Source organism: Embleya sp. NPDC050493 (assembly GCF_044458105.1).
Lineage (GTDB): Bacteria > Actinomycetota > Actinomycetes > Streptomycetales > Streptomycetaceae > Embleya.
This window is the reverse complement of the sequence record NZ_JBITHP010000001.1, coordinates 305,556-332,542: the sequence shown is the minus strand read 5'-3', so window position 1 is coordinate 332,542 and position 26,987 is coordinate 305,556. Positions and strand designations below refer to the sequence as shown.

Here is a 26,987-nt window from a genome sequence, read left to right as displayed (position 1 = left end):
GACCTCCAGCGCTGGTGAACACGTCCGCCCAGCACCGTACGCGACGGTTGCCCGGCGCCGTCCGCCCCGTGGGCGGATCGGCAAAATCCGGCGCGCGGCACCGCGACCGGCCCCGCACCGGTCACCGAAGGTGCCGAGCGGTCGTTTGCTCAGCCCACCGACGAGTACGCGACCACGCCTCGGCGCAGCCCCTCGACCGCCTTGCGCGCGGTCCCGCCGACCTTGCTGTCGTCGGGGGCCGCCGCGGCGATCTGGCCCAGCACGTCGACGAGTTGCTTGATCCAACGGACGAAGTCACCGGCCGGCAGGTCCGCTTCGCCGAGCACCGCGTCCAGACTCAGCCCCGAGGCCCACGAGTACGCCGTCCAGGCGAAGCCCAGGTCCGGCTCGCGCAGGAAGTCGAGGTGGTGCTGCCCCTCCAGCGCGTCCAGGTGACCCCACAGCCGCACCATGTCGGCCAGCGCGGCGTGCGCCGCACCGCCCGGCAACTTGGGGGCCATCGCGTCGTCCGGCTGCCGTGACTCGTACACCAGCGCGGAGGCGCACGCGGCCAGCTCGGCCGGGGTCAGCTCCTCCCACAGGCCCTCGCGCAGGCACTCGGCGGTGAGCAGGTCCAGCTCGGCGTAGATCCGCGCGAGTCGGCGCCCGTCCTCGGTGACCGTGTCGCCCTCGAGGTAGTCCAGGTCGGTGAGCATCGCGCAGACCCGGTCGAAGGTGCGCGCGATGGTGTGCGTGCGGCCCTTCATCCGATTCTCGATCACCTGGGTGTCGCGCAGCAGCCGGTAGTAGCGCTCGGCCCACCGCGCGTGTTCCTCGCGCTCGTCGCAGCCGTGGCACGGGTGTTGCCGGATGGCCTGCCGCAGCCGGGTGATCTCCGGGTCGTCGGCCGCCGGCGAACGCTGCTTGCGGGCCCGCGGCTGGTCCACGTGGCCGGCCTTGCTGCGCAGCGAGGACGCCAGGTCGCGGCGGGACTGCGGATTGCGCGCGTTGAACGAGCGCGGGATGCGCAGCCGGTCGATCGCGGCGACCGGCACGGGGAAGTCGATCCCGGCCAGTCGGCGGGCCTGCCGGTCCGAGGTGAGCACGAACGGGCGCGGCCCCTCCGGACCCTGGTCGGTGCCCGGGTCCAGGACCACCGCGAGGCCCGCGTACTTGCCGGTGGGCACCACGATGATGTCACCCGGCCTGAGCTTCTCCAGCGACGCCGCGGCCTGCGCCCGACGCTGCGAGGCGCCCTCGCGGGCCAGCTCGGTCTCGCGGTCCTTGAGCGCACGGCGCAGTTGCCCGTACTCGGCGAAGTCGCCCAGATGGCAGGTCATCGCCTCGTGGTACCCGGCCAGCCCCTCCTCGTTGCGCTGCACCTGACGGGTCAGCCCGACCACCGAGCGGTCCGCCTGGAACTGCGCGAACGAGGTCTCCAGGAGCTCGCGCGAGCGGTGCCGGCCGACCTGGCCGACCAGGTTGACCGCCATGTTGTAGGACGGCTTGAAGGACGAGCGCAGCGGATAGGTGCGGGTGCCCGCGAGGCCGGCCAGGTGGCCCGCGTCGAAGCCCTGGTGCCACAACACCACCGCGTGGCCCTCCACGTCGATGCCGCGGCGCCCGGCGCGCCCGGTGAGCTGGGTGTACTCGCCGGCCGTCAGGTCGGCGTGCGTCTCGCCGTTCCACTTGACCAGCTTCTCCAGCACCACCGAGCGGGCAGGCATGTTGATCCCCAGCGCCAGCGTCTCGGTCGCGAACACCGCCTTGACCAGGCCCTTGACGAACAGCTCCTCGACGACCTCCTTGAAGGTCGGCAACATGCCCGCGTGGTGCGCCGCGATGCCGCGCTGGAGCGCCTCCAGCCACGAGTGGTAGCCCAGCACGTGCCGGTCCTCGTCCGGGATCCCGGTGGTGCGCGCCTCCACGATCGCGCGCACCTCGGCCCGCTCCGCCTCGCCGTTGAGCCGCAGGCCCGCGTGCAGGCACTGCTGGACGGCCGCCTCGCAGCCCTTGCGGCTGAAGATGAAGGTGATCGCGGGCAGCAGGCCCTCGGCGTCGAGCCGGTCGATCACATCGGCCCGGCTGGGCGTCCAGATCCGGCTGCGCACCGGCCGGGTCTCCTGACCGCGGTTGCGCCGGTAGCGGTCCTGCGGTCGGCCCGCCCGCTCGCTCTCCATCCGGCCCAGCCGGATCAGCTCGGGGTTGACCTCGGTGCGGTTCTCGTCGGTGAACAGGTCGTAGGTGCGGTTGCCCGCGATCACGTGCTGCCACAGCGGCACCGGGCGGTGCTCGGAGACCACGACGGCGGTGTCGCCGCGCACGGTGCCCAGCCAGTCGCCGAACTCCTCGGCGTTGCTGACGGTCGCCGAGAGCGAGACCAGGGTGACCGATTCGGAGAGGTGGATGATCACCTCTTCCCACACCGCGCCGCGGAAGCGGTCGGAGAGGTAGTGCACCTCGTCCATCACCACGTAGCCCAGGCCGTTCAACGCGTTCGAGGACGCGTAGAGCATGTTCCGCAGCACCTCGGTGGTCATCACGATCACCGGGGCGTCGCTGTTGACCGAGTTGTCCCCGGTGAGCAGGCCCACGTTCGCCACGCCGTAGAGCTTCTGGAAGTCGGCGAACTTCTGGTTCGACAGCGCCTTGATGGGCGTCGTGTAGAAGCACTTGCGGCCCTGTTCGAGCGCGAGGTGCACGGCGAACTCGCCGACCACCGTCTTGCCGGAACCGGTCGGCGCCGCGACCAGGACCCCCTTGCCGCTTTCCAACGCGCGGCACGCCTCGACCTGGAAGGGGTCTAGGCCGAAGGGGTACTGCTCGCGGAACGCGTGCAGACTCGTCCGTTCGTCGGCGGCCTGGCGGCGCGAGGCCGCGTAGCGCTCGGCGGGGGACATCTGGGTGTCGCGGTCCGTGCCGCGTGAAGGATCGAGAGGCATCTCGTCAAGCAGACTACCGGCCGGGACCGACGGCTGTGATCACCTTTTTTCGATCATGACATGCGGCTCGATCACGACGGCGGCTCGATCAGGGGACGTCGCCCGATCGCGCGATGCCGCCCGGGCGCGGGCCCGGCTCAGTCGCGCGCCGCGGGAGTCAGTACCCGAACCGCGTCCGGTATGCAGTCCGCGGTCAGCGGCAACGCGCCCAGCCGCTCGCCGTCGGCCCACCCGCTGAGCCCGCGCGCGCTCAGCGACACGGTCGCGGCGCGGTGGACGGTGACCAGCGGGTGGCTCACGTGCTTCCCGCTGTAGACCTTGGGGAACACCCGCAACAACTCGGCCCGCCCGCATCCGGCCACCACCGTGACGTCGAACAGGCCGTCGGCGAGGTCGGCGTCGGGACACATCCGCATGCCGCCGCCATAGGAGCGGCCGTTGCCCACCGCGATCAGGGTGGCCTCGACGTCGAAGGGTTTGCCGTCCAGCTCCAGCTCGTAGGCGATCGGCTTCAGCGCGCCCAGCTCGCCCAGCAACGCGGCGTTGTAGCGGGTCCGCCCGCGCGCCCAGGTCATCCGGTTGGCGCGCTCGTTGACCCGCGAATCGAAGCCGGTACACAGTATGGTCCCGAACCAGCGCTCGCCCGCCCGGCCCAGATCCACCGGCCGGGCGTGCAGGTCGGCCACCACCCGCGCGGCGGCGGCCACATCGCCCACGGGCAGATCCAGGGCACGCGCGAAGTCGTTCCCGGAGCCGATCGGCACCACGCCCAGCGGCGTACTCGTGCCCGCCACCGCCTGCAGCGCGGCCGCCACCGTGCCGTCGCCGCCGACCGCGACCACGGCATCCACGCCACGACGCACCACCGCGCGCAGTCGGGCGATCCCCTCCGCGGCACCGGGGGCGGACACCTGATGCGGTGTCAGCCCCCGCTCGCGGAGCAGGTCGGCGGCGACCGACGCCGCCTTCAGGCCGCGACCACGACCCGCGGTGGGGTTGACGAATACCGCTATCTCCCGAGACACAAGGCGCGAGATTAGCCCACCGGACCTCAGGTGATGTCGTCCACCCTGGCCGAGGGGCTCGGGTCCGGCTCGTCCGCGACGGCGCTCGGGCGGTCGACCGGGCGTACCGAGGTGTCCAGGACCGACGCCTCGTCGTCGTCGAGGTCGGCGCCGAACACTTCCGCGTGCCGCTTGCCGCGCCGCCGGTCGTTGAGCCAGGCCACGATCAGCGCGATCCCGTACAGGATCGTGATCGGGATGGACAGCAGGATCATCGTCAGCGGGTCCGTGGTGGGGGTGGCCACCGCGCCGAAGACGAAGATGCCCATCACCACCCAGCGCCACCAGCTGGCGAGCTGCCTCGCGGTGACGATCCCACCGAAGTTCAGCATGATCAGCACGAGCGGCAGCTCGCACGCGATGCCGAAGACCACGACCATGCGGATGACGAAGTTGAGGTAGTCGTCCAGCTGGATCTGGTTGCTGGCGTCCGTGAGCGTGAAGTCCAGGAGCACCTGGAGCGCGTGCGGCAGGATCCAGTACGAGAAGTAGGCACCGCCCAGGAACAGCGGCACGCCCACGCCGACGAAGGCCAGCGAGTACTTCTTCTCGTTCTTGTGCAGCCCCGGCGCCAGGAAGGCCCACATCTGGTAGAGCCAGATCGGTGAGGCCGCGATGATGCCGGTGGCCAGCGAGATCTTCAGGGCCATCGAGAACGGCGAGAGCACGCCCTGTTGGACCAGGACACCCTGACCACACTTGGTGACACCGGTGCCCTTGACGTTCTTGAGATCACAGACGGGGTCGACCAGGAACGCGCCGATGTCCTCGTAGAAGAACGCGGCGACGATGGTCACGACGATGATGGCCAGGAGCGCCTTGACGAGCCGATTGCGCAGTTCGCGCAAATGCTCCATCAGGGGCATGCGCCCCTCGGCGTCCTTGATCTTCTTTTGTTTCGGGCCGGACTCTCGTCCGCGCCCTGCCTTGTCAAGCACCTTGAGGGCCGACTCCTAAAAGGCGCGCGCGGATTCAGCGACGGTTGTGATCGGGCTCGCCGACCGGCCGCGCCTCGCTCACGTCGCCCGGAGCCGCCTGGATGGTGCGCGGCGGCGTCTCGGTGGACTTGGCGGTCTTGTCGGACGCGGGGGCCTCGGCCGTCCCGTCCTCCTTCATCGCCTTGGTCTCGCTCTTGAGAATGCGCAGCGAACGGCCCAGCGCACGCGCCGTGTCCGGCAGACGCTTGGCGCCGAACAGCAGCACGACGACAACCAGGATCAGGATGATCTCGGGCCAACCGAGCTTGCCAAACATAGTCAGTACCTCATTGCCGGGGCCGGGGGGTTACGGGTTCGATCGTACGCCGGTGCGTGTGACACACGTGCAACGCAATGGTGGCGAACAACTGCACCGGACGTAACCCCCAGGGGTCACGTATGCGGATCACTGTCGGTGAGCGGCCGTGGAGCGGGGGTGCGGTGCGCAATCGCGCCGCAGGGACGGGCCGCCGGCCGCATCCAGCTCGGCCGCGGCCTCGGACAGCCGGGTCGAGGCGTCCGCGACGGCCGCTCCGAGGTGACGCACGTCACCGAACAATCGCCAGGCGAACCAGCCGATGACGCCGAGTCCGGCGAGGACGAGCACGAGGAAGACAAGGACCCACGGCAACATGCGGCGACCCTAACAGCCCCCGCACCCGCCGCCGCGCCCCCGTTCAGCGTGCGACCTGCATCGACGACACCCCGCCGTCGGTGAGCAGTTCGACGATCCGCTCACCGGCCGGCCGGCGTACCGAGTCGGCGCAGGTGGGGCAGCGGAACAGGTAGAAGGACTTGTTCGGTCGGACCACCAGCCGTAGCTGATCCGCCGTCAGCTCGACGCGTCCGCAAACCGGGCAGCGCGCCGTGAACGTCGACACCGTGGGCCTCCTCGCATTCTCGGGAAGGTTGTCGTCGGTGGTACCGGAGGTGCCGCTGAGCCGCGGTCGGGGGCATGTGCCGTTTTTTGACAATCGCCGCCGGCCGCGGCGAATCAGCCGGCCTGGTCCGCGTAGGCCGCGAGCGCGGCCGAGGCGGTCCGTCGTACATCGTCCACGAGCTCCGGCGGAGAAATCACCCTGCCGTGCCCGCCCAACCGCAGCGCGAGGCGCCGGATCCCGGCCGGGTCGGGCGTGCGCAGGGTCAACCGCAGGCCGCCGTCGGCCAGTTCCTCGACCTTGTCGTAGCGGTAGTACTCGGTGACCCAACGCCCGCCGGGCCCCAGTTCGAGCACCACCTCGATGCCGTCGGCCGCGGTGGGCGCGAAACCGTCCGCGAGGTCCAGCGGCTCGATCGGCTGCGGCTCGGACGCCTCGTCCAGCAGCACCGCCTCGGCGACCCGGTCCAGCCGGAACAACCGGCGACCCTCGGCCTGTCGGCACCACGCCACCAGGTAGGTGTGCCCGTCGACCAGGACCAGCCGGATCGGGTCCACCTCGCGCTCGGTGATCTCGTCCCGGCGCGGCACGTAGTAGCGCAGCCGCAGCCGGCGCTTCTCGCTCACCGCGCGGTCCATCGTGGCGAACGCCGACTCCTGGGCCGCGTCGTCGCCCTCGAACTCGACCGTCACGCCCTCCGCGGCACGGGCGGCCTCGCCGGCGGCGTCCTCCAGCTTGGCGGTCACCCGGCCCAGCGCGACCTTGTCCCGCTCGCGCAGCCCGGACAGGCCCGCCAGCGCGCGCAGCGCCACGAGCAGGGCGAGTGCCTCGTGCGGGGCCAGGCGCACCGGGCGCACCGGGGCATCGGCGTTGTCCAGGAAGACCCGGCCCTCGAAGTCGACGTGCGGCTCCAGCAGGTCGTCGGCCATGAAGCTGGTGCCGCACATGTGCAGCGTGCCCAGGTCCGCCTCGACCTGTGCGACCGGCAGGCCGAACGCCCGCGCGACGTCGTCCAGATGCGTACCCGGGCGCTCGCGCAGGTAGGCCACCAGCGACAACAGCCGCCGGGTGTCGTCGATCGCGTTGCTCATCCGACCTTCACCTGTCCCGTCGCCTCTCCGGCGGCCTCGCGCAGTTGCGCAACCACGGCGGCGCGCAGATGGGGCGGCTCCAGCACGACCACGTCGGGGCCGAACTCGGCGAGCCAGTGGTGCAGCCCGTGCCCGTGGCTCAGTTCCAACTCGTCCCAGCCGTCACCGGCCGGCACCACCGCGCTCGCCCGAGCGCGCAGCGGGAACCCGGCGCCGGTGCGCACCCGGATCCGGGCGATGCCCTCGCCGCCCTCGCCGGCGAAGCGCGCGACCTGGCCGCGCACGTCCACCTTCTGCGGCACCTCGGCCTGGAACTGCTCCTTGAGCGGCTTCGGCTTGGGCTTGTCGGCGATCCGGTCGAGCCGGAACACGCGCTGCTCCTGCCGATCCCGGGAGAAGCCCACCAGGTACCACCGGCCGCGCCAGCAGCTCATCCCCCACGGCTCGACCACGCGTGGCGTGGCCTCCGCGGCGCCGGAGCGGCGGTAGGCGAACTGGATCGGACGGCGGGTGCGCAGCGCGTCCAGCAGCGGCCCGAAGGCGGGCTCGCGCGCGGTCACCCGGGGCTCGACGCTGGTCAGCGGCGCCGAGTCGATCTCGACGCCGGCGGCCTTGAGCTTGTACAGCGCGCCGGTCGCGGCTCCGGCCAGGGCGGACTGCTGCCAGGCACCGGCGGCCAGCGCCAGCGCGGCGGCCTCCTCCGGGTCCAGTTCCACCGGCGGCAGCGCGTTCTTCTCGGGGCGGATCCGGTAGCCGTCCGCCGACTCGATCAGCGGGTCGTTGGCACCGGTCTCGACGATGAAGCCGAGCTCGCGTACGTCGTCCTTGTCCCGCTCGAACATGCGGTCGAAGGCCTCGTCGGACGTGCACAGCCGATACGACTCGATCGACTGCCGCAGCTCTTCCTTCGTGACGTAGCGACGGGCGGCGAGCAGGCACATCACCAGGCTCACCAACCGCTCCTGCTTCGGAATCGCCATCAGATCCCCAGTCCCTCCCACAAGGCGCAGCCCCGACCGTACCGCGTTCGGCGCATCGGTTGGTCCCGGCCGTCGATCTGGTCCTCCGGTTCGCCCCACGGCCCCCGCCGGCGTTAGGCTGCCGGACCGTGATCACCTGGCGACGCGGCGAAGTGACGGCGATCCGACGGGCCTGGCGCGGGGCGGTCGAGCTGACCGTGGCCGTCCCGGAGCCCACCCCCGCACGGGAGTTGCGCGCGATCGCCTACCCGCACCTGACCGGCACCCCGGTGGTCGGCGACACCGTACTGCTCAACACCACCGCACAGGACATGGGCCTGGGCACCGGCGGCTACGCACTGGTGGTGGCGCTGCCGGATCGCCTGCCCGCCGACCCGCCGCCGGGACCGGGGCACGTGGTCAAGGCCCGCTACACCCCGATGCAGGCGGTCGTCCTCGGCGTGGACGAGCAGGACTCGCCGCACCACGCGACGCTGCGCGACGCGGACTCGCTGGACGGCATGCCGGTCGTGGTCGCCGACCTGCACTCCGCGCTGCCCGCGATCTGCGCCGGCATCCGTGTCGCGCGCCCGCACGCGCGGGTGGTGTACGTGATGACCGACGGCGGCACGCTGCCGCTGTGGTTCTCGATGACCGTCGACACGCTCCGCGAACACGGCTGGCTGGCGGGCTCGGTGACGGTGGGCCAGGCGCTCGGCGGCGATCTGGAGGCGGTCACCCTGCACACCGGCCTGCTCGCGGCCCGGCACGTCCAGGGCGCGGACGTGGCGATCGTCGCGCAGGGACCGGGCAATCTGGGCACGGGTACGCCGTGGGGCTTCTCCGGCGTCGCGGCGGGCGAGGCGATCAACGCGATCGCCGCACTCGGCGGCCGGCCGGTGGCCTCGCTGCGGATCTCCGACGCGGACGGGCGCGAACGCCACCAGGGTGTCTCGCACCACTGCCTGACCGCGTATGGCCGGGTCGCACTGGCCCGGGCCGACGTGATCGTGCCCGCGCTGCCGGCGGCGCTGGCAGATCGGGTCGAGGCGGACGTGGAGCCGTTGCGGGTCGGGCACGACGTGCACACGGTGTCCGTCGACGGCCTGGACGCCGCGCTGCGCACGAGCCCCGCCCGGCTGTCCACGATGGGTCGCGGCCTCGACGCGGACCACGCCTACTTCCTCGCCGCCGCCGCCGCGGGCCGCTTCGCGGGGGACCTGCTCCCGGACTGACCGGCGTGCGGCCTGCTCGTCCTCGAACAGCGGACGGGCCGGGTCGGGCGGCACTCGCGGCCCGTCCGGCGTGCCGAGGGCGCCTCGGGCCGCAGACGGCCCGGGAACGCCGAAGGCCCCGATCCGCGCGGGAAGCGCGAACCGGGGCCGAGTGGAATCCGGCTAGCCGACCTTCATCAGGTCGACCACGAAGATCAGCGTCTCACCGGGCGCGATCGCGCCGGGCGCGCCGCGGTCGCCGTACGCCAGGTGCGGCGGGATGACCAGCTTGCGCCGACCGCCGACCTTCATGCCCTGCACACCCTTGTCCCAGCCCTCGATGACCTGGCCGACACCGAGCCGGAAGTCGAGCGGGGCATTGCGGTTCCAGGACGCGTCGAACTCCTCGCCGGAGGAGAACGCGACACCGACGTAGTGCACGCTGACGTTCCGACCCGCCTGGGCGACCGGGCCCTTGCCCTCCCAGATCTCGGTGATCTCCAGGTCGGCGGGCACGCCACCCTCGGGGAAGTCGATCTCGGGCTTCGTAAGCTCGCTCACAGCTGTATCCGTATCCGTTCGAGTGCTGAATGCGGTCCCAACGTACCGGGCCGGTCGCCCGATCCGGTCATCCGGCGGGCCGTCAGGCGGCGGTGCCACCGAGCGCGTCGACGATGTCGACGACGAACACGAGCGTCGAGTTGGCCGGGATTGTCGGCGGCTTGCCCTCGGCGCCGTAACCCTTGTCGGCGGGCAGCACCATCAGCACACGGCTGCCGACCTTCTGCCCCACCAGGCCCTCGTCCCACCCGGTCACGACCTGGCCGACACCGATCTTGAACGCGGTCGCGCCGCCGTGGTCCCACGACGAGTCGAACTTGGTGCCCTTGTCGAACAGGGCGCCGGTGTACTGGGCGACCAGCGTCTGGCCCTTCTGGACCACCGGGCCGGTGCCCTCGATCAGCGGCTGCACGGTCAGCTTGGTCGGCGCGGCGGTGCCCGGCGGGATGGTGATCTCCGCGGCCTTGCCGGACTCGACCTTGGCGACAGGCAGGCCGGCCGGCGGGGTCACCGCGGTGCCCTTGGCCTCCGCCTTGGCGTCGATCGTCTTGGTCGCCTTCAGGTCCAGCATCAGCACGACGGCCTGCTTCTCCTGGGTGACCTTGGCCGGTACGACCACGAGCATCCGGGTGCCGACCTTCTTGCCGATTATCCCCTGCCCGATCTCCTTCAGGAGCTCCTGGCTGCCGGCCTGGAAGACCTCGGGGGTCTTGGTGTCGTACGAGTTGCCCGCGTCCGTTCCGTCCCAGTTCTTGCCGACGGTGTCCGCGACGACGTAGTCGTCCTTCTTGATCACGTCACCGGTGCCCTCGATGAGGATCGTCGACGTCGTCTTGTCGCCCGACTTCCCCTTGGGGATCTTGATGTCCGGCTTCTGGCCGAAGGCTCCGGTCACGACCGGTTTAACGGTTTTTCCTCCGTCGTCATCGCCACACGCGACCGCGGTGAAGGCCAGTGCGGGGACCAGAAGGAGCGCAGCGAGACGGCGCACGATGTTCCTCTGCTGAGATGGACAAGGACCGGGACACTCTATGGGACCCGGATGTCAGGACGACGTGAAGACGACAACCGCGTTCAGGCGACCTCGCGGCCGGGTCGCTTGAGCCGCGCGGCCCACCGCCCGTCCTCGCTGCGCACCGACAGCGGGATGCCGAAGCACTCGCTCAGGTTGGCGTCCGTCATCACCTCGCGGGCCGGCCCGGCCGCCACGGTCGCGCCGCGGCGCAGCAACAGCGCATGCGTCACCGCGCTGGGCAGTTCCTCCAAGTGGTGGGTGACGATCACCAGGGTCAGCCGCGGGTACTCCCGCGTGAGCGAGTCGATCGCCTCCAGGAGCTCCTCGCGGCTGGGCAGGTCCAGCGCGTTGGCCGGCTCGTCCAGCAGCAACAGTCGCGGGTCGGGCATCAGCGCGCGGGCGATCCGGGCCCGGCCGCGCTCGCCCTGCGAGCACACCGCGATCTCGCGCTCCGCCAGCCGCTCCAGGCCCAGCAGCGCGATCAGCTCGGCGGCCCGGCCACGCTCGGCCGGCCCGTACTTGCCGTACAGCGGCTGCACCGTGCCGCTCGCCCCGGTGAGCACGTAGTCGGTCACCGTCAGGTATTCGGGGATGCGCAGCGCCGCGTTGACCGCGCCCACCCGGGCCCGCACCTCACGCACGTCCACCCGGCCAAGCTGCTTGCCCAGCACCGTCACCGAGCCGTTGCCGGGAAAGCGCAGCGCGCCGGCGAGCGCCAGGATCGTGCTCTTGCCCGCGCCGTTGTGTCCCAGCAGCGCCCAGCGCTCGCCCTCGCGGACCGTCCAGTCCACGCCGACGAGCATGTCCGTGCGCCCGCCGGGCCCGTGCGCCCACACATCCACCGCGTCGAGCTCGAAGACGGGTGGAGCGATGTCCCATGTAGGTGTATCGACCATCGAGCCAGCATGCCACTCGCCCGCCCGCTCCCGGCATCGGGAGGGGGCGGGCGAGCGCTTCGTCTCACATGCCGGCCGGCGCGGGTCGAGAACGCCGACCGACATTCACCGTCGGTGCTGTGCTCACCTACGGGGTGGTGGCCTGTGGGTGCCGGCGAGCCACCCGCCGGGGCGGCTCACCTGTCGGGACGCCTCACATGCTGGCGATCAGCTTCTCCACCCGGTCGTCCACGGATCGGAAGGGGTCCTTGCACAGCACGGTGCGCTGCGCCTGGTCGTTGAGCTTGAGGTGCACCCAGTCGACGGTGAAGTCGCGCCGCTGCTCCTGGGCCTTCTTGATGAACTCGCCGCGCAGTCGCGCGCGAGTGGTCTGGGGCGGCAGCGATTTCGCCTCGAAGATCTTCAGATCGTTGCCGATCCGCTCGATCTGCCCGCGTCTCTCCATCAGGTAGTAGAGACCGCGGCGCCGGTGGATGTCGTGGTAGGCGAGGTCGATCTGGGCGACCCTCGGCGAGGACATGGGCAGGTTGTGCTTGGCCCGATACCGCTCGATCAGCTGGTACTTGATCACCCAGTCGATCTCGCGCCCGACCAGGTCCAGGTTGCCGGAGTCGATCGCGTCGAGCGTGCGCTCCCACAGGTCGAGCACCTTCTCCACGGTGCCGGTGCGGATGCCCCGGCGGTCCGCGAACTCCTGGGCCTTGGTCAGGTATTCCCGCTGGATGTCCAGCGCGCTGGCCTCGCGGCCGTTGGCGAGCCGGACCTTGCGCGAGCCGGTCATATCGTGACTGACCTCGCGGATCGCCCGGATCGGGTTCTCCAGGGTCAGGTCCCGCATGACGATCCCGGCCTCGATCATCCGCAACACCAGGTCGGTGGAACCGACCTTGAGCAGCGTGGTGGGCTCGGCCATGTTGGAGTCGCCGACGATCACATGCAGCCGCCGATAGCGCTCGGCGTCGGCATGCGGTTCGTCGCGCGTGTTGATTATCGGACGGGAACGGGTCGTGGCCGAACTGACGCCTTCCCAAATGTGCTCGGCACGCTGGCTGACGCAGTACACCGCACCACGCGGCGTCTGCAGCACCTTGCCCGCGCCGCACAACATCTGACGGGTCACCAGGAACGGGATGAGCACATCGGCGAGCCGGGAGAATTCCCCGTGCCGCGCCACCAGATAGTTCTCGTGGCAACCGTAGGAGTTGCCGGCGGAATCGGTGTTGTTCTTGAAGAGATACACGTCACCCGCGATGCCCTCTTCGTGCAGCCGCCGTTCGGCGTCGACGAGGAGGCCCTCGAGAATGCGCTCACCGGCCTTGTCGTGCACGACAAGTTCCGGCACCGAGTCGCACTCGGGCGTCGCGTATTCGGGGTGGCTGCCCACGTCGAGATACAGCCGGGCCCCATTGCGTAGGAAGACATTGCTGCTTCGGCCCCACGAAACGACTCGGCGGAAGAGGTAGCGCGCCACCTCGTCCGGGGAGAGCCTGCGCTGCCCCCGGAACGTGCAGGTGACGCCGTACTCGTTCTCCAGCCCGAAGATGCGGCGGTCCATGCGGCAACATTACGCCGACGACGTGCCGTTCCGGGACAACTCCGCGTCGGTGGTTTCCACCAAATGGATCACGTTTGAAATCAGCCGGCCCCGACCGGCCAGCAATACCAGCAATCCGAGCCCCGCGCCGACGCTCGCGACCGCGAACGCGCCCCGCGCGCCGGCCACTTCACCGGCCCAGCCGGCCAGCCCCATGCCCAGCGCCGAACCGGCCCCGATCGCCGCCACCAGCCACGCGAACGCCTCGGTCACCGTGCCGCGCGGCGCCAGCTCGTCGATCAGGGTGAACACGCAGGCGATCGCCGGCGCCAGGAACACCCCGGAGAGCACCGCGAGCGGCACCATCACCCACGGCCCGGGCACCGCCATCAGGGGCAGGTAACACACCGTCAGCCACCCCATGAACCACAACAACCGCCGGGCCGGCGGGGTCCGCCAGGCCCGCACCCCGTGCACCAGACCACCCAGCAGCGCCCCGAAGGACATCGCCGCCAGGAACACCCCGGACAGCGCGCCGGAGTCCTCGTGATCCGCGTAGGCCACGGCCGCGACGCTGAGCACACCCAGCGCGATGCCCGCCAGCGTGAATGCGACCAGGACCACGCGCAGGCCCGCCGAGCGCAGCGCGCCCGCCCAGTGCGGGGTGTGCTGCTCGCCGCGCCAGACCCGGGACGGCCGCGCGGTGGCCACGATCACGGTGCCCGCAACCCCGATCAGCCCGGTCAGCAGCACGGCCAGCTGCGCCGAGGCCACCTGCACCACGACCACCACGATCAGCGGCCCCACGGTGAACAGGACCTCCTGCGCGGCGGCGTCCAGGGCGTACGCCGCCTGCACCCGCTCGGGAGTGAGCACCGAGGGCCACAACGCGCGCAGCCCCGCCTCCAGGGGCGGCGTGGTGAAGCCCGCGACCAGCACCGAGGCCACCGCGAGCGGCAGCGGATACGCACCCACCAGCGCGAAGACCGCGTACGCCAGCGCCGAGACCACCGCCGAGCCCAGCAACACGCCGGTCTGTCCACGACGATCCATCCACCGGCCCAGCACCGGTTGCCCGGCCGCACTGGCCAGGCCGTAGACCGCGGACAGCGCGCCCGCGAGCCCGTAGCCGCCGCCGTCCGCGCGCACCAGCAACAGCACCGCCAACGCACCCATGCCGTTGGGCAATCGGCCGAACAGCGTGCCACCGAGCAACCGCGCCGCGTACGGCACCCGAAGCAGGTCCAGATAGGTCCGCATCCGCGGTACCGCCCTCCCGTGCCGCGGCCGGCACACTCTCAGCACCCCAAGTCATACGTATGACTCCCGAAGACCACTGTGCCGCCGAGCCGACACGATGGCAAGCGGGTTCTACGCTTGGCCCGCACCGTCCGCCGACACCGCCCGAGGTCCCCTTGCCGTCGCCCCAGCCCCCCGCCGGTCGCCCGACCAGCAAGGACGTCGCCAAACACGCCGGCGTGTCGCAGTCCACCGTGTCCCTGGTGCTCGCCGAGAAATGGCGCGGCCGGGTCTCCCCCGCCACCGTCGAGGCGGTCCGCGACGCGGTCGCGGCGCTCGGCTACCGGCCCAACAGCTCGGCCCGCTCGCTGCGCCTGGGCCGCACCCACACCGTGATGCTCGTCGTGCCCGTGCTCACCTCGCCGTTCTTCGGCGCCGTGCACACCGGGGCCGCGCAGGTCGCGGCCGAGCGCGACTTCGGCGTGGTGGTCTACCCCACCCGCGACGGCGTCGACCTGGCCCCGAACCCGTTCTCCTCGGCCGCCATCGACGGCGTGCTGGCCTCCTCGATGGCCGCCGAGCCGCTGGACGTACTGCGCTCGGCCGGACCCGGCACCGAGGACCTGCCGCTGGTGATGCTGGACAGCGAACCCGGGCGCGGCGTGCCGACCGTGAACGACGACGTCGCCGAGGGCATGCGCACTCTCGCCGAATACTTGGTCGGCCTGGGCCACCGCCGGGTCGCCCGACTGTGCTCCGCCGTGCAGACCTGGACCTTCCGGGCCCGGGACGCCGCCTTCCGCGCCGCACTCGGGCCCGCCGAGGTGGTCGCCGAGGCCACCGCGCCACTGACCCTGGACGGCGGGCGCGCGGCCGCCCTGACGCTGCTCGCCTCGCCCGCCCGGCCCACGGTGCTGGTGTGCGACGACGACCTCCAGGCGGCCGGCGCCTACAAGGCGGCCCGCGCGCTCGGTCGCCGGGTGCCCCGGGACGTCTCCGTCACCGGCTTCGGCGACCTGCGCTACGCACGCGTGGTCGAGCCGGAGCTGACCACCGTGCGCCTGCCCGCCGTCGAACTGGGCGCACGCGGCATGACCGCGCTGCTCGACCTGCTGGACACCGGCGACGCGGGCCCGGACGTGGTGCTGCCCGGCGAGCTGCTGGTCCGCGGCTCGACCGCACCCCCGGCGTGCGGCTGAACCCGCCGCCGGGGCCCGACACGCGTCAGGGCCCGCGTACCGACGCGGTACGCGGGCCCTGTGACGTGCGCGGGACCTACTCCTCGCCGGTCTCCGGCGTGGCCTCGGGCGCGGTCTCGGCCGCTCCCTCCTCGACGACCTCGACGGCCCCCTCGCCCGCCGGCTCCGCCTCGCCGAGCAGGCGGGTCAGCTGACCGCCCACCAGGCGCTTGAACTTGCGCTGCTGGGGCCGGGTCCGGTCCAGCGTGGCGACCTCCAACTGCGAGGCCGTGATCGAGCGCTTCTCACCGACGCCGTCGCGCGAGAGCGCGTCGACCGCGACCTTGAGCGCGGCTTCGAGGGTGAGCCCCTCGCGGTGGTGGCGCTTGAGCTGCTCGGTGATCTGCTCGACGTTGCCGCCCATGGCGACATAGTTGTGCTCGTCGGCCACCGAGCCGTCGTAGGTGAGCCGATAGATCTGGTCGTCCTCGGGGGCGCTGCCGACCTCGGCGACGATCAGCTCCACCTCGTACGGCTTCTCGCCGCCGCTGGAGAAGATCGTGCCCAGCGTCTGCGCGTACACGTTCGCCAATCCGCGGGCGGTGACGTCGTTGCGCGCGTACGAGTAGCCGCGGATGTCGGCGTAGCGCACGCCGCCGATCCGCAGGTTCTCGAACTCGTTGTACTTGCCGACCGCGGCGAACGCGATGCGGTCGTAGATCTCGCTGATCTTGTGCAGGGCGCGAGAGTAGTTCTCCGCCACGAACAGGATGCCGTCCGCGTAGGTCAGCACGACCACACTGCGGCCGCGGGCGATGCCCTTGCGGGCATAGTCGGCCCGGTCCGCCATGGCCTGCTGCGGCGACACATAGAAGGGCGTCGTCACCGTGGAGTCCTTTTCGTCGGAGCCGGTCTCGAAGGGTCGGCTGGTCGGGTCCTCGACATCGGGGTCACGTCAGCGGCGAGGTCGGGCCGTTGGGGTTGTCCATCCGGGCGTCGACCACGGTGCGGACGATCCGGCCGACTTCCTCCGAGGAGAGCCGGCGGATGCCGTCCTCGGTCACCAGGGTCACCACCGGGAAGATCCGCCGGGTCAGGTCCGGCCCGCCGGTGGCCGAGTCGTCGTCGGCCGCGTCGTAGAGCGCCTGGATGCACACCGTCACGATGCCGTCGGCGTCCAGGCCGGGGCGGTACAGCTTCTTCAGCGCGCCCCGGGCGAACAGCGAGCCCGAACCCACCGAGTGGAAGCCGTGCTCCTCGGATCGGCCACCGGTGATGTCGTAGCTGAAGATCCGCCCGATTCCGCCGTCCACGTCGAAGCCGGCGAACAGCGGCACCACCGCGAGACCCTGCATGGCCATCCCGAGGTTGCCGCGGATCATCTGCGACAGCCGGTTGGCCTTGCCCTCGAGGGACAGCGTGGTGCCCTCGATCTTCTCGTAGTGCTCCAGCTCGACCTGGAACAGCCGAACCATCTCGACCGCGAGGCCGGCGGTGCCGGCGATGCCCACGACCGAGTACTCGTCGGCCGGGAACACCTTCTCGATGTCCCGCTGTGCGATCAGGTTCCCCATCGTGGCCCGCCGGTCGCCGGCCATCACCACGCCACCGTCGAACGTCGCGGTCACGATCGTCGTGCCGTGCGGCGCCTCGATCGTCACGGGCTGCACCGGAGGCGTCCTACGCGCGGGCAACAGTTCGGGCCGGTAGGCGTCGAGAAATTCGGCGAACGAGGACGACCCGGGGGTCAGGAAGGCAGCCGGTAGACGCCCGGTGCCACGAGTGTTGGCTTCCACACGATCCCTTCCACATAGGTTGCGGCCCGGCGCAACGCGTCGGGTCGATCCTTGAACATGCCCAGTGCGGCATTGCAGTTGAAGCAGAGTACGGCTCGGACCTTACCGGTTTCGTGATCATGATCGACGTGTTCGGGCCTGGTGGCCACACAGATCGGACATACGCCCATTTGGTCGGTGAGCATGCGCTGCAGGTCGGCCTCGGTGAGGCCGTATTTGCGCATGAAGTATCCGGCTCGGCCGTCGACTTTACGACAGGATTTACAGCGTGCCGCGAGGCCGTCCCATTGTCGCGAACTTTTATGCCACTCGGAATGCGGTTTAATCTGTTCACACTTCGGACAGCGCTTGTGGCCGTCCGGCACATCGATCTTGGGACGCACCTTGTGTCCCGCGCGCTCGCGCCGGACACGATAAGAATCCGCGTCGCGCTTACGAAAGCACTCACGGCAATACCATGAAAGCCCGTCAGGATTCCTCGCGCTGCGCCTGAAATCCTGAGCAGGCTTCCACGCCTTGCAATCAGGGCATTCCTTGCCCGATTCCAAATCGGACATTTAGTGCTATTCCCCACCTTTCTGGACAAATCCCCTCACGAATTCCTCCGCATTCTCCTCGAGCACCTCGTCGATTTCGTCCAATACCGAGTCGACGTCATCCGTCAACTTCTCGTGGCGTTCCTGCACGTCGGACTGAGTCTCGGCAGTGGTCTCCTCGACCTCTTCCGAGCGCTTAGTCGCGCGCTGTTGACCGCCGCTGTCCTTAGTGGCCATGACACTCACCCCACCTTGTGATCATTTCCTTGAACCGGTGCCTATCCATTCCTCGGAGCATCCACACCCCCGATCCCGAAGGATCGGGGGTGTAAGTGCCAACGAGTGTCGGATGCCAGGTGTTCCGGAACGGGATTTATCCGTTCATTCGCTTTGTTCCCGCGAACGAACGAGGTCACCCACCCGTGAGGGCGCGGACCAGATCCTCGGCCGTGCGGCAGCGGTCGAGCAGGTCCTTCACGTGAGCCTTCGTCCCGCGCAGCGGTTCCAGGGTGGGTACCCGCTGGAGCGAGTCGTGACCCGCGACGTCGAAGATCACCGAGTCCCACGACGCGGCCGCGACCTCGTCGGCGTACTGCTCCAGACATCGACCGCGGAAGTAGGCCCGGGTGTCCTCCGGCGGCAGGTGCACGGCGCGCTGCACCTCGGCCTCGCCGGCGATCCGCTCGAAGCGGTCCTCCAGCTTGTTGTACAGGCCCTTGTCCGGCCGTACGTCGGCGTACTGGAGGTCGACCAGGTGCAGCCTCGGCGCGTCCCAGTCCAGCGCGTCGCGCTGGCGGTAGCCCTCCAGGAGCTGGAGCTTGGCCACCCAGTCCAGCTCGCGCGCGAGCGACATCGGATCGGTCTCCAGCCGGGCGAGCACCGATTCCCAGCGGTCGAGCACGTCGGTGGTGTCCTCGTCGACGTCCTTGCCGAACCGGTTCTCGACGTACTTGCGGGCCAACTCCAGGTATTCGAGCTGGAGCTGGATCGCGGTCAGTTTGCGACCGCTGCGCAGCGTGATCAGCTGCTTGAGAGTGGGGTCGTGGGAGACCTCGTGCAGCGTGCGCACGGGCTGGTCCACGGTCAGGTCGTTGCCGAGGAAACGATCCTCGATCATCGACAGGACCAGCGCGGTGGTACCGAGCTTGAGGTAGGTGGACACCTCGGAGAGGTTGGCGTCACCGATGATCACGTGCAGGCGCCGATACTTCTCGGCGTCCGCGTGCGGCTCGTCGCGGGTGTTGATGATCGGCCGCTTGAGCGTGGTCTCCAGGCCCACCTCGACCTCGAAGTAGTCCGCTCGCTGGCTGATCTGGAAGCCGTGCGCGGAGCCGTCCTGGCCGATGCCCACCCGGCCCGCGCCGCAGATCACCTGCCGGGAGACGAAGAACGGGGTCAGGTGTCGCACGATGTCGGCGAACGGCGTGGCGCGCTGCATGAGGTAGTTCTCGTGCGTGCCGTAGGACGCGCCCTTGTTGTCGGTGTTGTTCTTGTACAGCAGGATCTGCTGCCCGCCGGGCAGCTCGCCGGCCCGCCGTGCGGCCTCGGCCATGATGCGTTCGCCGGCCTTGTCCCAGATCACCGCGTCGCGGGGATTGGTGGTTTCGGGCGCGCTGTACTCCGGGTGGGCGTGGTCGACGTAGAGCCGAGCACCGTTGGTCAGGATCACGTTGGCGAGACCGACGTCCTCGTCGGTCAGCTGGCTGGAGTCGGCCAGCTCGCGCGCGAGGTCGAACCCGCGCGCGTCGCGCAGCGGATTCTCTTCCTCGAAGTCCCAGCGGGCCCGGCGGGCCCGCTGCATCGCTGCGGCGTACGCGTTCACGATCTGGGAAGACGTCAACATCGCGTTGGCGTTCGGATGTCCGGGTACGGAGATCCCGTACTCGGTTTCAATGCCCATCACACGCCGGACGGTCATGCGACCCCCTCGTCCCTCACCCGGCCGGTACCCGATCCACACTCACCGTGATCCGGGTACACCCTGGTCATGCTGCCGAGCCTATTGCCGTCGGATTGCCTTGGGGATACGGCCGGAACTATTGCCCTGTGCGGAAATGTCGTCCCGGCACGGCGCCGCGGCCCGTGTTCGACCTGAACACGGGCCGCGGCATCGGTGGTCAATCGGTACTCGATCGGGATCAGAGGTACTGACCGGTGTTGGCCACGGTGTCGATGGAGCGCCCGGCCTCGTCGCCCTGCTTGCCCGAGACCAGAGTGCGGATGTAGACGATCCGCTCGCCCTTCTTGCCCGAGATCCGCGCCCAGTCGTCGGGGTTGGTGGTGTTGGGCAGGTCCTCGTTCTCCTTGAACTCGTCGACGCACGCGGCGAGCAGGTGGGCCACCCGGATGCCCTTCTGGCGGTGTTCCAGGAAGTCCTTGATCGCCATCTTCTTCGCGCGGCCCACGATGTTCTCGATCATCGCGCCGGAGTTGAAGTCCTTGAAGTACAGGGTCTCCTTGTCACCGTTGGCGTAGGTGACCTCCAGGAAGCGGTTCTCGTCGTTCTCGGAGTACATCCGCTCCACGGCGACCTGGATCATGCCGGTGACGGTGGCGGCCCGGTTGCCGCCGTGTTCCACCAGGTCGTCGTCGTGCAGGGGCAGCGAGACCTTGAGGTACTTGGCGAAGATGTCCTTGGCCGCCTCGGCGTCCGGACGCTCGATCTTGATCTTCACGTCGAGCCGACCCGGTCGCAGGATGGCCGGGTCGATCATGTCCTCACGGTTGGAGGCGCCGATCACGATGACGTTCTCCAGGCCCTCCACGCCGTCGATCTCGGACAGCAGCTGGGGGACGATGGTGTTCTCCACGTCCGAGCTGACGCCCGATCCTCGGGTGCGGAAGAGCGAGTCCATCTCGTCGAAGAAGACGATGACGGGTGTGCCCTCGCTGGCCTTCTCGCGGGCCCGCTGGAAGACCAGGCGGATGTGCCGCTCGGTCTCGCCGACGTACTTGTTGAGCAGCTCGGGGCCCTTGATGTTGAGGAAGTAGCTCTTGCCCTGTTCGTTGCCCTGGGCCTCGGCGACCTTCTTCGCGAGCGAGTTGGCCACCGCCTTGGCGATCAACGTCTTGCCGCAGCCGGGAGGGCCGTAGAGCAGGATGCCCTTGGGCGGGCGGAGCTCGTGCTCCTTGAACAGGTCGGGGTGCAGGTAGGGCAGCTCGACCGCGTCCCGGATCATCTCGATCTGGTTCCGCAGACCGCCGATCTTGGTGTAGTCGATGTCCGGGACCTCTTCGAGGACCAGCTCCTCGACCTCGCTCTTGGGGACCCGTTCGTAGACGTAGCCCGATCGCGAGTCGAGCAGCAGCGAGTCCCCCGCACGCAGCGGGGAGTCCAGGAGCGGTTCGGCGAGGCGCACCACGCGCTCCTCGTCGGTGTGCCCGATGACCAGCGCTCGTTCGCCGTCCTCCAGCAGCTCCTTGAGCATCACCACGTCGCCGACGCGCTCGAACTCCATCGCGTCGACCACGTTCATGGCCTCGTTGAGCATGACCTCTTGGCCACGCCGGAGTTCGTCGAGTTCGATGTTGGGGCTGACGTTCACCCGGAGCTTGCGCCCACCGGTGAAGATGTCCGCCGTGCCGTCCTCGTTGGCCTGTAGGAACACGCCGAACCCCGAGGGGGGTTGGGCGAGTCGGTCCACTTCCTCCTTGAGGGCCACGATCTGGTCGCGGGCCTCCCTCAAGGTCGCGACCAATCGCTCGTTCTGTGTGGTCATGCCGGCCAAGGACGTCTGGAGATCGACGACCCGCTCCTCGAGCAAACGGCTCTGGCGCGGTGAGTCGGCGAGCTTGCGACGCAGGACGGCGACTTCCTGCTCTAGAAAAGAAACCTGGCTTACGAGGTCGTCCGTACCCCGAGCCGGCCTCCCACCACCACGGTTCATGTCGTCGTCGTGGACTGCCACGGCCCTCACCTCCTCCTGGGAGCTGCGACGTCTCCGACCCTACCTACGGCAGGAGGGGTTGAAACCCCTTGATCAGCAAGACTGTCCGGGCGTGTCCGATCTTCACCCGTGCGATTGCCCCCACGCTTGTGAGGATCAGATACCCACCTCATCACCTCGGGAAGCAGGCGCGAGTAGGGTCTGTCGAGCGCGTGTCGATACGAATCGGTGAAGAGTGAGGCCCCATGTCCGCAGAAAACGAACCCCTCGAGGTCTGGATCGATCAGGATCTCTGCACCGGGGACGGCATCTGCGTCCAATACGCGCGAGAGGTTTTCGAGCTGGACATCGACGGGCTGGCGTACGTCAAGGGTGCCGACGACGAGCTGCGCACCGAACCGGGAGCGGTGGTTCCGGTGCCCGGGTCGTTGCTCCTGGAAGTGATCGACGCCACACGCAAGTGCCCGGGCGAGTGCATCCACATGCGCCGGATTTCCGACGGCGTCGAGGTGTTTGGCCCGGACGTGGCCTGAATTCCGCTTCGTACACCGGTGTTTGGCGACGCGTCAGATTCGCTGGGCACCGAGCGGGGTCAGTCGCCAACGAAGCGTCGCGTCCAGATCGGGGCAACAGCGGGGCCCGTCGGGGACGGACCAGCCCTGGGTGCGGGCGGTGATCGTGTCGCCGCTGCGCGTGACATCGCTCACCAGGAGGCCCTCGTCGATGTCGAGCAGGGTGGCCACCAGTCGCGGTGGGCCGGTGTCCGCGTCGCCGTAGGCCAGCAGCGCCGCAGGCGGGCTGCCGGAGCCGGCCGCGCACTCGACCCGGACCACGGTGGGACCCGTGGGGTCGGTCAGCACGGTCTTGATCCGTGTGCCCACGCCCGGGCAGTCGAGCGGGAACGCGACATTCGCAAGCTCCGCCTCGGTGGGGCCGGCGGCGATTCGGCTGCGGCTGCCGGCGAGCGGCACGGTCTGCGCGGCTCCGGGGGCGGGGCCCACCGATCGGCCCTGGTCGGACGTTTCCGCGGTGTGCTCGCCCGGTTGGATGGTGCGCGGCGCGGCCGGTGGGTCCTGTGGGTTGGTGCGGTGCCTGGCCGGTGCGGTGACGCCGGGTATGCCACCGTCCAGCGAGGCCGCGGCCCAGATCACCAGGCCGGTGCCCACGATGAAGACGAACACGACGGCCGCGGCGGCGAAGGCGATGCCGTTGCGTACGTCGGGGACCTCGACGTGCCTGGGCGCGGAGGTGTCGGGTGGTGCGTCGGTGGTCACGAGCCCGCGGGTACTGTCGCCGCGCGCGGGCCGGGTCTCGAAGTGATCGTCCGCCACGGTGGACGACCCTATGCGGCGGGCCGGGCCCTGGTATAGAGTCCCGGCCCGCCTTGTCTCAACCATTGCCTGACGATGGGTCAGGATTCCAGCGGGGCTCCGGCTTCCGCGCCCGGGCCGGCGTAGTCGTCGCCGTAGGAGCCCTTGGAGGGGCGGCGCCGGCGCAGCGGCGGCTCGACGCCGTCGGCGAGGCGTCGGGCGGTGACCAGGAAGCCGGTGTGGCCGATCATCCGGTGGTCGGGGCGGACCGCGAGGCCTTCGACGTGCCAGGAGCGGACCATCGACTCGAACGGCTGCGGCTCGGTGAAGCAGTTCATCACGCGCATGGTCTCCACGGTGCGCGAGAGCTGCGTGGTGGTGGCCACGTAGCAGCACACCAGGCCGCCGGGGGCGAGTGCCTTGTAGACCGCGTCCAGGCATTCCCAGGGGGCGAGCATGTCGAGGATGACCCGGTCGACGTCGGTCTCCACGAGGTTGTCCTGGAGGTCGCCGACGGTGAGCTTCCACGCGGGGTGCGGGGCGCCGAAGTAGCGCTCGACGTTCTTGCGGGCGATGTCCGCGAAGTCCTGTCGACGTTCGTAGGAGGCGAGCTGCCCGGTGTCGCCGATGGCGCGGAGCAGGAAGGTGCTCAGCGCGCCGGAGCCGACGCCGGCCTCGACGACGCGGGCGCCGGCGAAGATGTCGGCCATCGCGAGGATCTGGCCGGCGTCCTTCGGGTAGATCACCGCGGCACCGCGGGGCATGGACAGGACGAAGTCGGGGAGCAGAGGTCGCAGCGCCAGATAGTCGGTGTTCCCGGTGGACCGTACGACGGTCCCTTCGGGAGCGCCGATCAGCGCGTCGTGTTGAAACGAGCCCTTGTGGGTGTGGAACGCCTTGCCCGCTTCGAGCGTGAAGGTGTGGTGGCGGCCCTTGGGATCGGTCAGCTGAACCTGGTCCCCGACCTGGAAGGGTCCGCGCCTGCGCGCGGCACCGGTCGGTTCGGACATGGGGGTCAGCCTAGTCGGTCGGGGGCGACGCTCCGACGCGTGGGTGCGGGCCCGTGGGGGTCAAACCCGGACTCGGTTGCATAGCATCTTGGACGTGACTGATTCGAGCAGGCCGCAGGGACGCAGGATGCGGCAGGGCGAGGCCCCGCGCCGGGAACCGAGGCGTGGCCTGCTCATGGGGCGCCCCTTCGGGGTGCCGGTCTATGTCGCGCCGACGTGGTTCGTGATCGCCGCGGTGATCACGGTGTTGTTCGCGCCGACGTTCGAGAGCCTGTTCCCGGATCTGGGTCCGTGGCGGTTCGTGTTGTCGTTCGGCTTCGCGGTGCTGTTGTACGTGTCGGTGCTGGTGCACGAGTTGGCGCACGCGGTGACGGCGCTGCGGCTGGGCCTGCCGGTGCGGCGGATCACCATCCAGTTCCTGGGCGGGGTGTCCGAGATCGACAAGCCGGAGACGGCCCGGCACGAGTTCCTGGTGTCGGCGGCGGGTCCGGCGCTCTCGCTTGCGCTCGGTGGCGGGTTCTGGGTGATCGGCCTGGCCCTGGACGTGGACACGTTGGCGGGGCGCATGGTCGCGTTGCTGGCGGTGTCCAATCTGCTGGTGGCGGCGTTCAATCTGCTGCCCGGGTTGCCGTTGGACGGTGGCCGGATGTTGCGGGCGGTGGTGTGGCGGGTCAGCGGGCGGCCGTTGGCCGGCACGATCGCCGCGTCCTGGGCCGGGCGGGTACTGGCCGTGGTGGTGCTGATCTCGTCGGTGCTGTGGTCGCTGGGTGCGGACGCGGGGGCGCGCACGTACACGTTGATCTTCGGTGCTCTGGTGGCCGGATTCATGTGGGCGGGCGCGGTGCAGTCGCTGCGCGCGGAGCGGCTTCGGGAGCGGTTGCCGGAGTTGCGGGTGCGGTTGTTGACCCGGCGGGCGATTCCGGTGGCGGCGGATGTGCCGTTGTCGGAGGCGCTGCGGCGGGCGCACGAGGAGGGCGCGCGCGGGTTGGTGGTGGTGGACCGCGGTGGGGATCCGGTGGCCCTGGTGCGCGAGTCCGCGGTGCTGGCGACGCCGGAGCATCGCCGACCGTGGGTGGCGGTGGGGCCGTTGGCGCGGGATCTGGTGCCGGGGATGAAGGTGGGCGCGGATCTGGCCGGGGAGGACCTGCTGGTGGCGATGCGGGCGGCGCCTGCGAGTGAGTACCTGGTGGTGGAGCCGGACGGCGGGGTGTACGGGGTGCTTTCCCGGACGGATGTCGAGCATGCGTTTTTGGCCATGATGCGGGGTTGAGGGCGGGACTCTCGGCCTCATTCGCCGGCCGGGCTGAGGGGTTTGCCCGGCCGGGCTCGGTGGTGTGTTCGGTAGAGGCTCGGCGCCGGGGGTCAGGGGGTTGGGGTGATGGTGAGGATGTAGCGGCCCGCTTTCGTGGTGGTGATGCGGGCCGTGTTGTTGCGGGTGTCGGTGCGGGTGTGGCCGGGGCCGGTGACGTGGACGGTGGGGGGCTTGGCGTAGACGTCCTCGGGGAGGACGATCTCGGTGGGGCCGTCGGCGTCCCGGCGGGTGGTGAAGGTCAGCGTGTAGGTGCGGGTGTCCGGGTCGTAGCGGTAGCTCTCCGGGTTGCCGGCCACGGCGCGCGCGTAGGGCTGTACCAAAAGTTTGTTGTTGGGCTTCATTCGGCCGGCGGCGTCCAGGGTGCAGTAGCCGCCGCCGTTGCACCATTGCCAGCCGGCCCAGCCGCTGCCGAATCGGTCCATGGCCGCGGTCATCCGCTTGTAGAACAGCGGGATGTTGGGCAGCGACTGGTCGGGCGGGCCCCACTCCCCCACGATCACCGGGAGTTTGTTCGCCTTCGGGTAGGCGCTGATCGCGGCCTCGTAGTTCTCGATGAAGCCGCCGTCGGGGTCGTAGTCGGCTCCGGTCTCCATCGCGCTCTCGTAGAAGTGCGGGGCGTAGGCGACCTTGTCGTCGGTGATCGGGCCGAGCGCGGTGGGCAGGCCGAGGCCGACCACGGGGGTGGGTTCGACGAGGATCCAGTTGCGTTGGTCGACCAGGCGGATGGCGTCGGTGAGCCGGTTCCACGTGTCGGTGATCTGCGTCGATTCGAGCCGGGCGGCGGCGGTGGGGATGTCCTCGCCGTCACGGAAGCGGCCCATCGGTTCGTTCATCAGGTCGTAGCCGAGCACGGCGGGGTGTCGGCCGAAGGCCGCGGCGACCTTGATCCACATCGCGGCGTGCGCGCGCTGGAGGTCGCGGTCCGCGTAGAGGTGGTCGAACGCGGCCTGCACGCCGGGTGTGTAGTACTCGGCGAACCAGTCGCCGGGGACCGGCTCGTACGGCAGGCCCTCGTCGCGGGTGGTCCATTCCGGGTTGCCCCGGTGGTCGTTGAAGTACGGCCCGTAGATGTCCTGGTGGGCGTCCAGGACGACCTTGATCCGGTATTTGTCGGCCCAGCCCAGGATCCGCTCGATCCGGGCCAGGTAGTCGCGGCTGTACCGGCCCGGGCGCGGTTCCAGGTCGTCCCAGAAGAACAGCACGCGGGCCAGGTTGAAGCCGCGTTCGGACAGTTCGCGGAACTGGGTCTCGGTGACGTTCTTGAACGCGTCCGCGCCGCGGTGGTCCTTGTCGCCGATGTTGAAGCCGCGCCACTGGGTCGCCCGGCCGTGCTCGTCGGCGATGAAGGTGCGGTCGCCGACGGTGACCTTGTCCGGTGTGCGGCCGTGCCGGTCGCCGTGCGCGTATGCGGGCGCGGGCAGGCTCGCCAGGAGCAGGCCGGCGGCGATCGCGGCGGCGTGTGTGCGGGGGCGGGTGAGGACGCGCATGGGGCCTCCGTCGAGGTGCGGAAGGGGGTGCCTGGGACTCGCGGTGCCGGGACTCTACTGAGCGGTAGCAGCGATTGACAGGGGTGCGCGGCCCCTCGGGTGCACAGGGTGTCGCCCCACGC

The 26,987-nt window shown here is 70.0% G+C and carries 26 protein-coding genes; 4 read left to right on the top strand and 22 right to left on the bottom strand.

Annotated features, from left to right (window positions below; genetic code table 11):
• Positions 1 to 149: 149 nt before the first annotated feature.
• The 8 genes from ACIBM5_RS01235 to ACIBM5_RS01200 form a co-directional block, all read right to left on the bottom strand.
• On the bottom strand, positions 150 to 2,879 hold the full coding sequence (locus ACIBM5_RS01235) for a DEAD/DEAH box helicase (protein ID WP_396005105.1): 2,730 nt from the start codon (positions 2,877 to 2,879) through the stop codon (positions 150 to 152).
• Between the two features lie 179 nt (positions 2,880 to 3,058).
• Positions 3,059 to 3,946, bottom strand: a complete 888-nt coding sequence (locus ACIBM5_RS01230; protein ID WP_396004788.1) for a diacylglycerol kinase — start codon at positions 3,944 to 3,946, stop codon at positions 3,059 to 3,061.
• 26 nt (positions 3,947 to 3,972) lie between these two features.
• Positions 3,973 to 4,923, bottom strand: coding sequence for a twin-arginine translocase subunit TatC (tatC, locus tag ACIBM5_RS01225; protein ID WP_396004786.1), 951 nt, complete (start codon positions 4,921 to 4,923; stop codon positions 3,973 to 3,975).
• Between the two features lie 34 nt (positions 4,924 to 4,957).
• Positions 4,958 to 5,239 carry a Sec-independent protein translocase subunit TatA gene (gene tatA / locus ACIBM5_RS01220; RefSeq protein ID WP_391581983.1) on the bottom strand — a complete coding sequence of 94 codons (282 nt, stop codon included), beginning with the start codon at positions 5,237 to 5,239 and terminating at the stop codon, positions 4,958 to 4,960.
• A 129-nt stretch (positions 5,240 to 5,368) separates the two neighbouring features.
• Complete coding sequence (locus ACIBM5_RS01215) at positions 5,369 to 5,596, bottom strand: hypothetical protein (protein WP_396004785.1); 228 nt, start codon at positions 5,594 to 5,596, stop codon at positions 5,369 to 5,371.
• Positions 5,597 to 5,639: 43 nt separating this feature from the next.
• Complete coding sequence (locus ACIBM5_RS01210) at positions 5,640 to 5,843, bottom strand: hypothetical protein (protein WP_020552029.1); 204 nt, start codon at positions 5,841 to 5,843, stop codon at positions 5,640 to 5,642.
• Between the two features lie 113 nt (positions 5,844 to 5,956).
• Positions 5,957 to 6,931, bottom strand: coding sequence for a helix-turn-helix transcriptional regulator (locus ACIBM5_RS01205; RefSeq protein WP_396004783.1), 975 nt, complete (start codon positions 6,929 to 6,931; stop codon positions 5,957 to 5,959).
• Complete coding sequence (locus ACIBM5_RS01200) at positions 6,928 to 7,911, bottom strand: helix-turn-helix transcriptional regulator (protein WP_391581980.1); 984 nt, start codon at positions 7,909 to 7,911, stop codon at positions 6,928 to 6,930. The genes ACIBM5_RS01205 and ACIBM5_RS01200 overlap by 4 nt, the downstream gene beginning before the upstream one ends.
• A 128-nt stretch (positions 7,912 to 8,039) precedes the next feature.
• Between ACIBM5_RS01200 and ACIBM5_RS01195 the strand changes: the two genes are divergently transcribed.
• Positions 8,040 to 9,125 (top strand): DUF3866 family protein, encoded by a 1,086-nt coding sequence (locus tag ACIBM5_RS01195; protein WP_396004782.1) that lies wholly within the window; start codon positions 8,040 to 8,042, stop codon positions 9,123 to 9,125.
• Positions 9,126 to 9,287: 162 nt separating this feature from the next.
• Here the strand turns inward: ACIBM5_RS01195 and ACIBM5_RS01190 are convergent, their stop codons facing one another.
• The 5 genes from ACIBM5_RS01190 to ACIBM5_RS01170 form a co-directional block, all read right to left on the bottom strand.
• Positions 9,288 to 9,665 carry an FKBP-type peptidyl-prolyl cis-trans isomerase gene (locus ACIBM5_RS01190; RefSeq protein ID WP_396004781.1) on the bottom strand — a complete coding sequence of 126 codons (378 nt, stop codon included), beginning with the start codon at positions 9,663 to 9,665 and terminating at the stop codon, positions 9,288 to 9,290.
• An 82-nt stretch (positions 9,666 to 9,747) separates the two neighbouring features.
• Positions 9,748 to 10,560 (bottom strand): FKBP-type peptidyl-prolyl cis-trans isomerase, encoded by an 813-nt coding sequence (locus ACIBM5_RS01185; RefSeq protein WP_396004780.1) that lies wholly within the window; start codon positions 10,558 to 10,560, stop codon positions 9,748 to 9,750.
• Positions 10,561 to 10,739: 179 nt separating this feature from the next.
• Positions 10,740 to 11,576 carry an ABC transporter ATP-binding protein gene (locus ACIBM5_RS01180; protein ID WP_391581976.1) on the bottom strand — a complete coding sequence of 279 codons (837 nt, stop codon included), beginning with the start codon at positions 11,574 to 11,576 and terminating at the stop codon, positions 10,740 to 10,742.
• Between the two features lie 193 nt (positions 11,577 to 11,769).
• Complete coding sequence (gene pafA, locus ACIBM5_RS01175) at positions 11,770 to 13,131, bottom strand: Pup--protein ligase (RefSeq protein ID WP_360306344.1); 1,362 nt, start codon at positions 13,129 to 13,131, stop codon at positions 11,770 to 11,772.
• A 9-nt stretch (positions 13,132 to 13,140) separates the two neighbouring features.
• Positions 13,141 to 14,370 carry an MFS transporter gene (locus ACIBM5_RS01170; RefSeq protein WP_396004778.1) on the bottom strand — a complete coding sequence of 410 codons (1,230 nt, stop codon included), beginning with the start codon at positions 14,368 to 14,370 and terminating at the stop codon, positions 13,141 to 13,143.
• 155 nt (positions 14,371 to 14,525) lie between these two features.
• Between ACIBM5_RS01170 and ACIBM5_RS01165 the strand changes: the two genes are divergently transcribed.
• Positions 14,526 to 15,548, top strand: coding sequence for a LacI family DNA-binding transcriptional regulator (locus tag ACIBM5_RS01165; protein WP_396004777.1), 1,023 nt, complete (start codon positions 14,526 to 14,528; stop codon positions 15,546 to 15,548).
• A 76-nt stretch (positions 15,549 to 15,624) separates the two neighbouring features.
• Here the strand turns inward: ACIBM5_RS01165 and prcA are convergent, their stop codons facing one another.
• The 6 genes from prcA to arc all read right to left on the bottom strand — a co-directional run bounded on the left by prcA (position 15,625) and on the right by arc (position 21,767).
• Positions 15,625 to 16,413 carry a proteasome subunit alpha gene (gene prcA / locus ACIBM5_RS01160; RefSeq protein ID WP_391581973.1) on the bottom strand — a complete coding sequence of 263 codons (789 nt, stop codon included), beginning with the start codon at positions 16,411 to 16,413 and terminating at the stop codon, positions 15,625 to 15,627.
• Positions 16,414 to 16,477: 64 nt separating this feature from the next.
• Complete coding sequence (gene prcB / locus ACIBM5_RS01155) at positions 16,478 to 17,323, bottom strand: proteasome subunit beta (protein WP_391581972.1); 846 nt, start codon at positions 17,321 to 17,323, stop codon at positions 16,478 to 16,480.
• Positions 17,275 to 17,880 carry an endonuclease VII domain-containing protein gene (locus ACIBM5_RS01150; protein ID WP_396004776.1) on the bottom strand — a complete coding sequence of 202 codons (606 nt, stop codon included), beginning with the start codon at positions 17,878 to 17,880 and terminating at the stop codon, positions 17,275 to 17,277. Before ACIBM5_RS01150 ends, prcB begins: the two co-directional genes overlap by 49 nt.
• Before the next feature lie 6 nt (positions 17,881 to 17,886).
• Complete coding sequence (locus ACIBM5_RS01145; protein ID WP_391581970.1) at positions 17,887 to 18,096, bottom strand: ubiquitin-like protein Pup; 210 nt, start codon at positions 18,094 to 18,096, stop codon at positions 17,887 to 17,889.
• A 175-nt stretch (positions 18,097 to 18,271) separates the two neighbouring features.
• Positions 18,272 to 19,777 carry a depupylase/deamidase Dop gene (dop, locus tag ACIBM5_RS01140; RefSeq protein ID WP_391581969.1) on the bottom strand — a complete coding sequence of 502 codons (1,506 nt, stop codon included), beginning with the start codon at positions 19,775 to 19,777 and terminating at the stop codon, positions 18,272 to 18,274.
• Positions 19,778 to 19,997: 220 nt separating this feature from the next.
• Positions 19,998 to 21,767 carry a proteasome ATPase gene (arc, locus tag ACIBM5_RS01135; protein WP_391581968.1) on the bottom strand — a complete coding sequence of 590 codons (1,770 nt, stop codon included), beginning with the start codon at positions 21,765 to 21,767 and terminating at the stop codon, positions 19,998 to 20,000.
• 224 nt (positions 21,768 to 21,991) lie between these two features.
• On the opposite strand from arc, the gene ACIBM5_RS01130 reads away from it, so the two are divergent.
• The gene (locus ACIBM5_RS01130; protein WP_396004775.1) at positions 21,992 to 22,279 is read left to right on the top strand and encodes a ferredoxin; all 288 of its coding nucleotides are present in this window, start codon (positions 21,992 to 21,994) and stop codon (positions 22,277 to 22,279) included.
• 33 nt (positions 22,280 to 22,312) lie between these two features.
• Here ACIBM5_RS01130 and ACIBM5_RS01125 read toward each other — a convergent pair whose 3' ends face one another.
• The gene (locus tag ACIBM5_RS01125; RefSeq protein WP_396004774.1) at positions 22,313 to 23,077 is read right to left on the bottom strand and encodes a hypothetical protein; all 765 of its coding nucleotides are present in this window, start codon (positions 23,075 to 23,077) and stop codon (positions 22,313 to 22,315) included.
• Positions 23,078 to 23,157: 80 nt separating this feature from the next.
• On the bottom strand, positions 23,158 to 24,066 hold the full coding sequence (locus tag ACIBM5_RS01120; RefSeq protein WP_391581965.1) for a tRNA (adenine-N1)-methyltransferase: 909 nt from the start codon (positions 24,064 to 24,066) through the stop codon (positions 23,158 to 23,160).
• Positions 24,067 to 24,160: 94 nt separating this feature from the next.
• Between ACIBM5_RS01120 and ACIBM5_RS01115 the strand changes: the two genes are divergently transcribed.
• Complete coding sequence (locus tag ACIBM5_RS01115; protein ID WP_396004773.1) at positions 24,161 to 25,336, top strand: M50 family metallopeptidase; 1,176 nt, start codon at positions 24,161 to 24,163, stop codon at positions 25,334 to 25,336.
• A 92-nt stretch (positions 25,337 to 25,428) separates the two neighbouring features.
• On the opposite strand, the gene ACIBM5_RS01110 is transcribed toward ACIBM5_RS01115, so the two are convergent.
• Positions 25,429 to 26,865, bottom strand: a complete 1,437-nt coding sequence (locus ACIBM5_RS01110; RefSeq protein ID WP_396004772.1) for a cellulase family glycosylhydrolase — start codon at positions 26,863 to 26,865, stop codon at positions 25,429 to 25,431.
• Positions 26,866 to 26,987 lie beyond the last annotated feature (122 nt).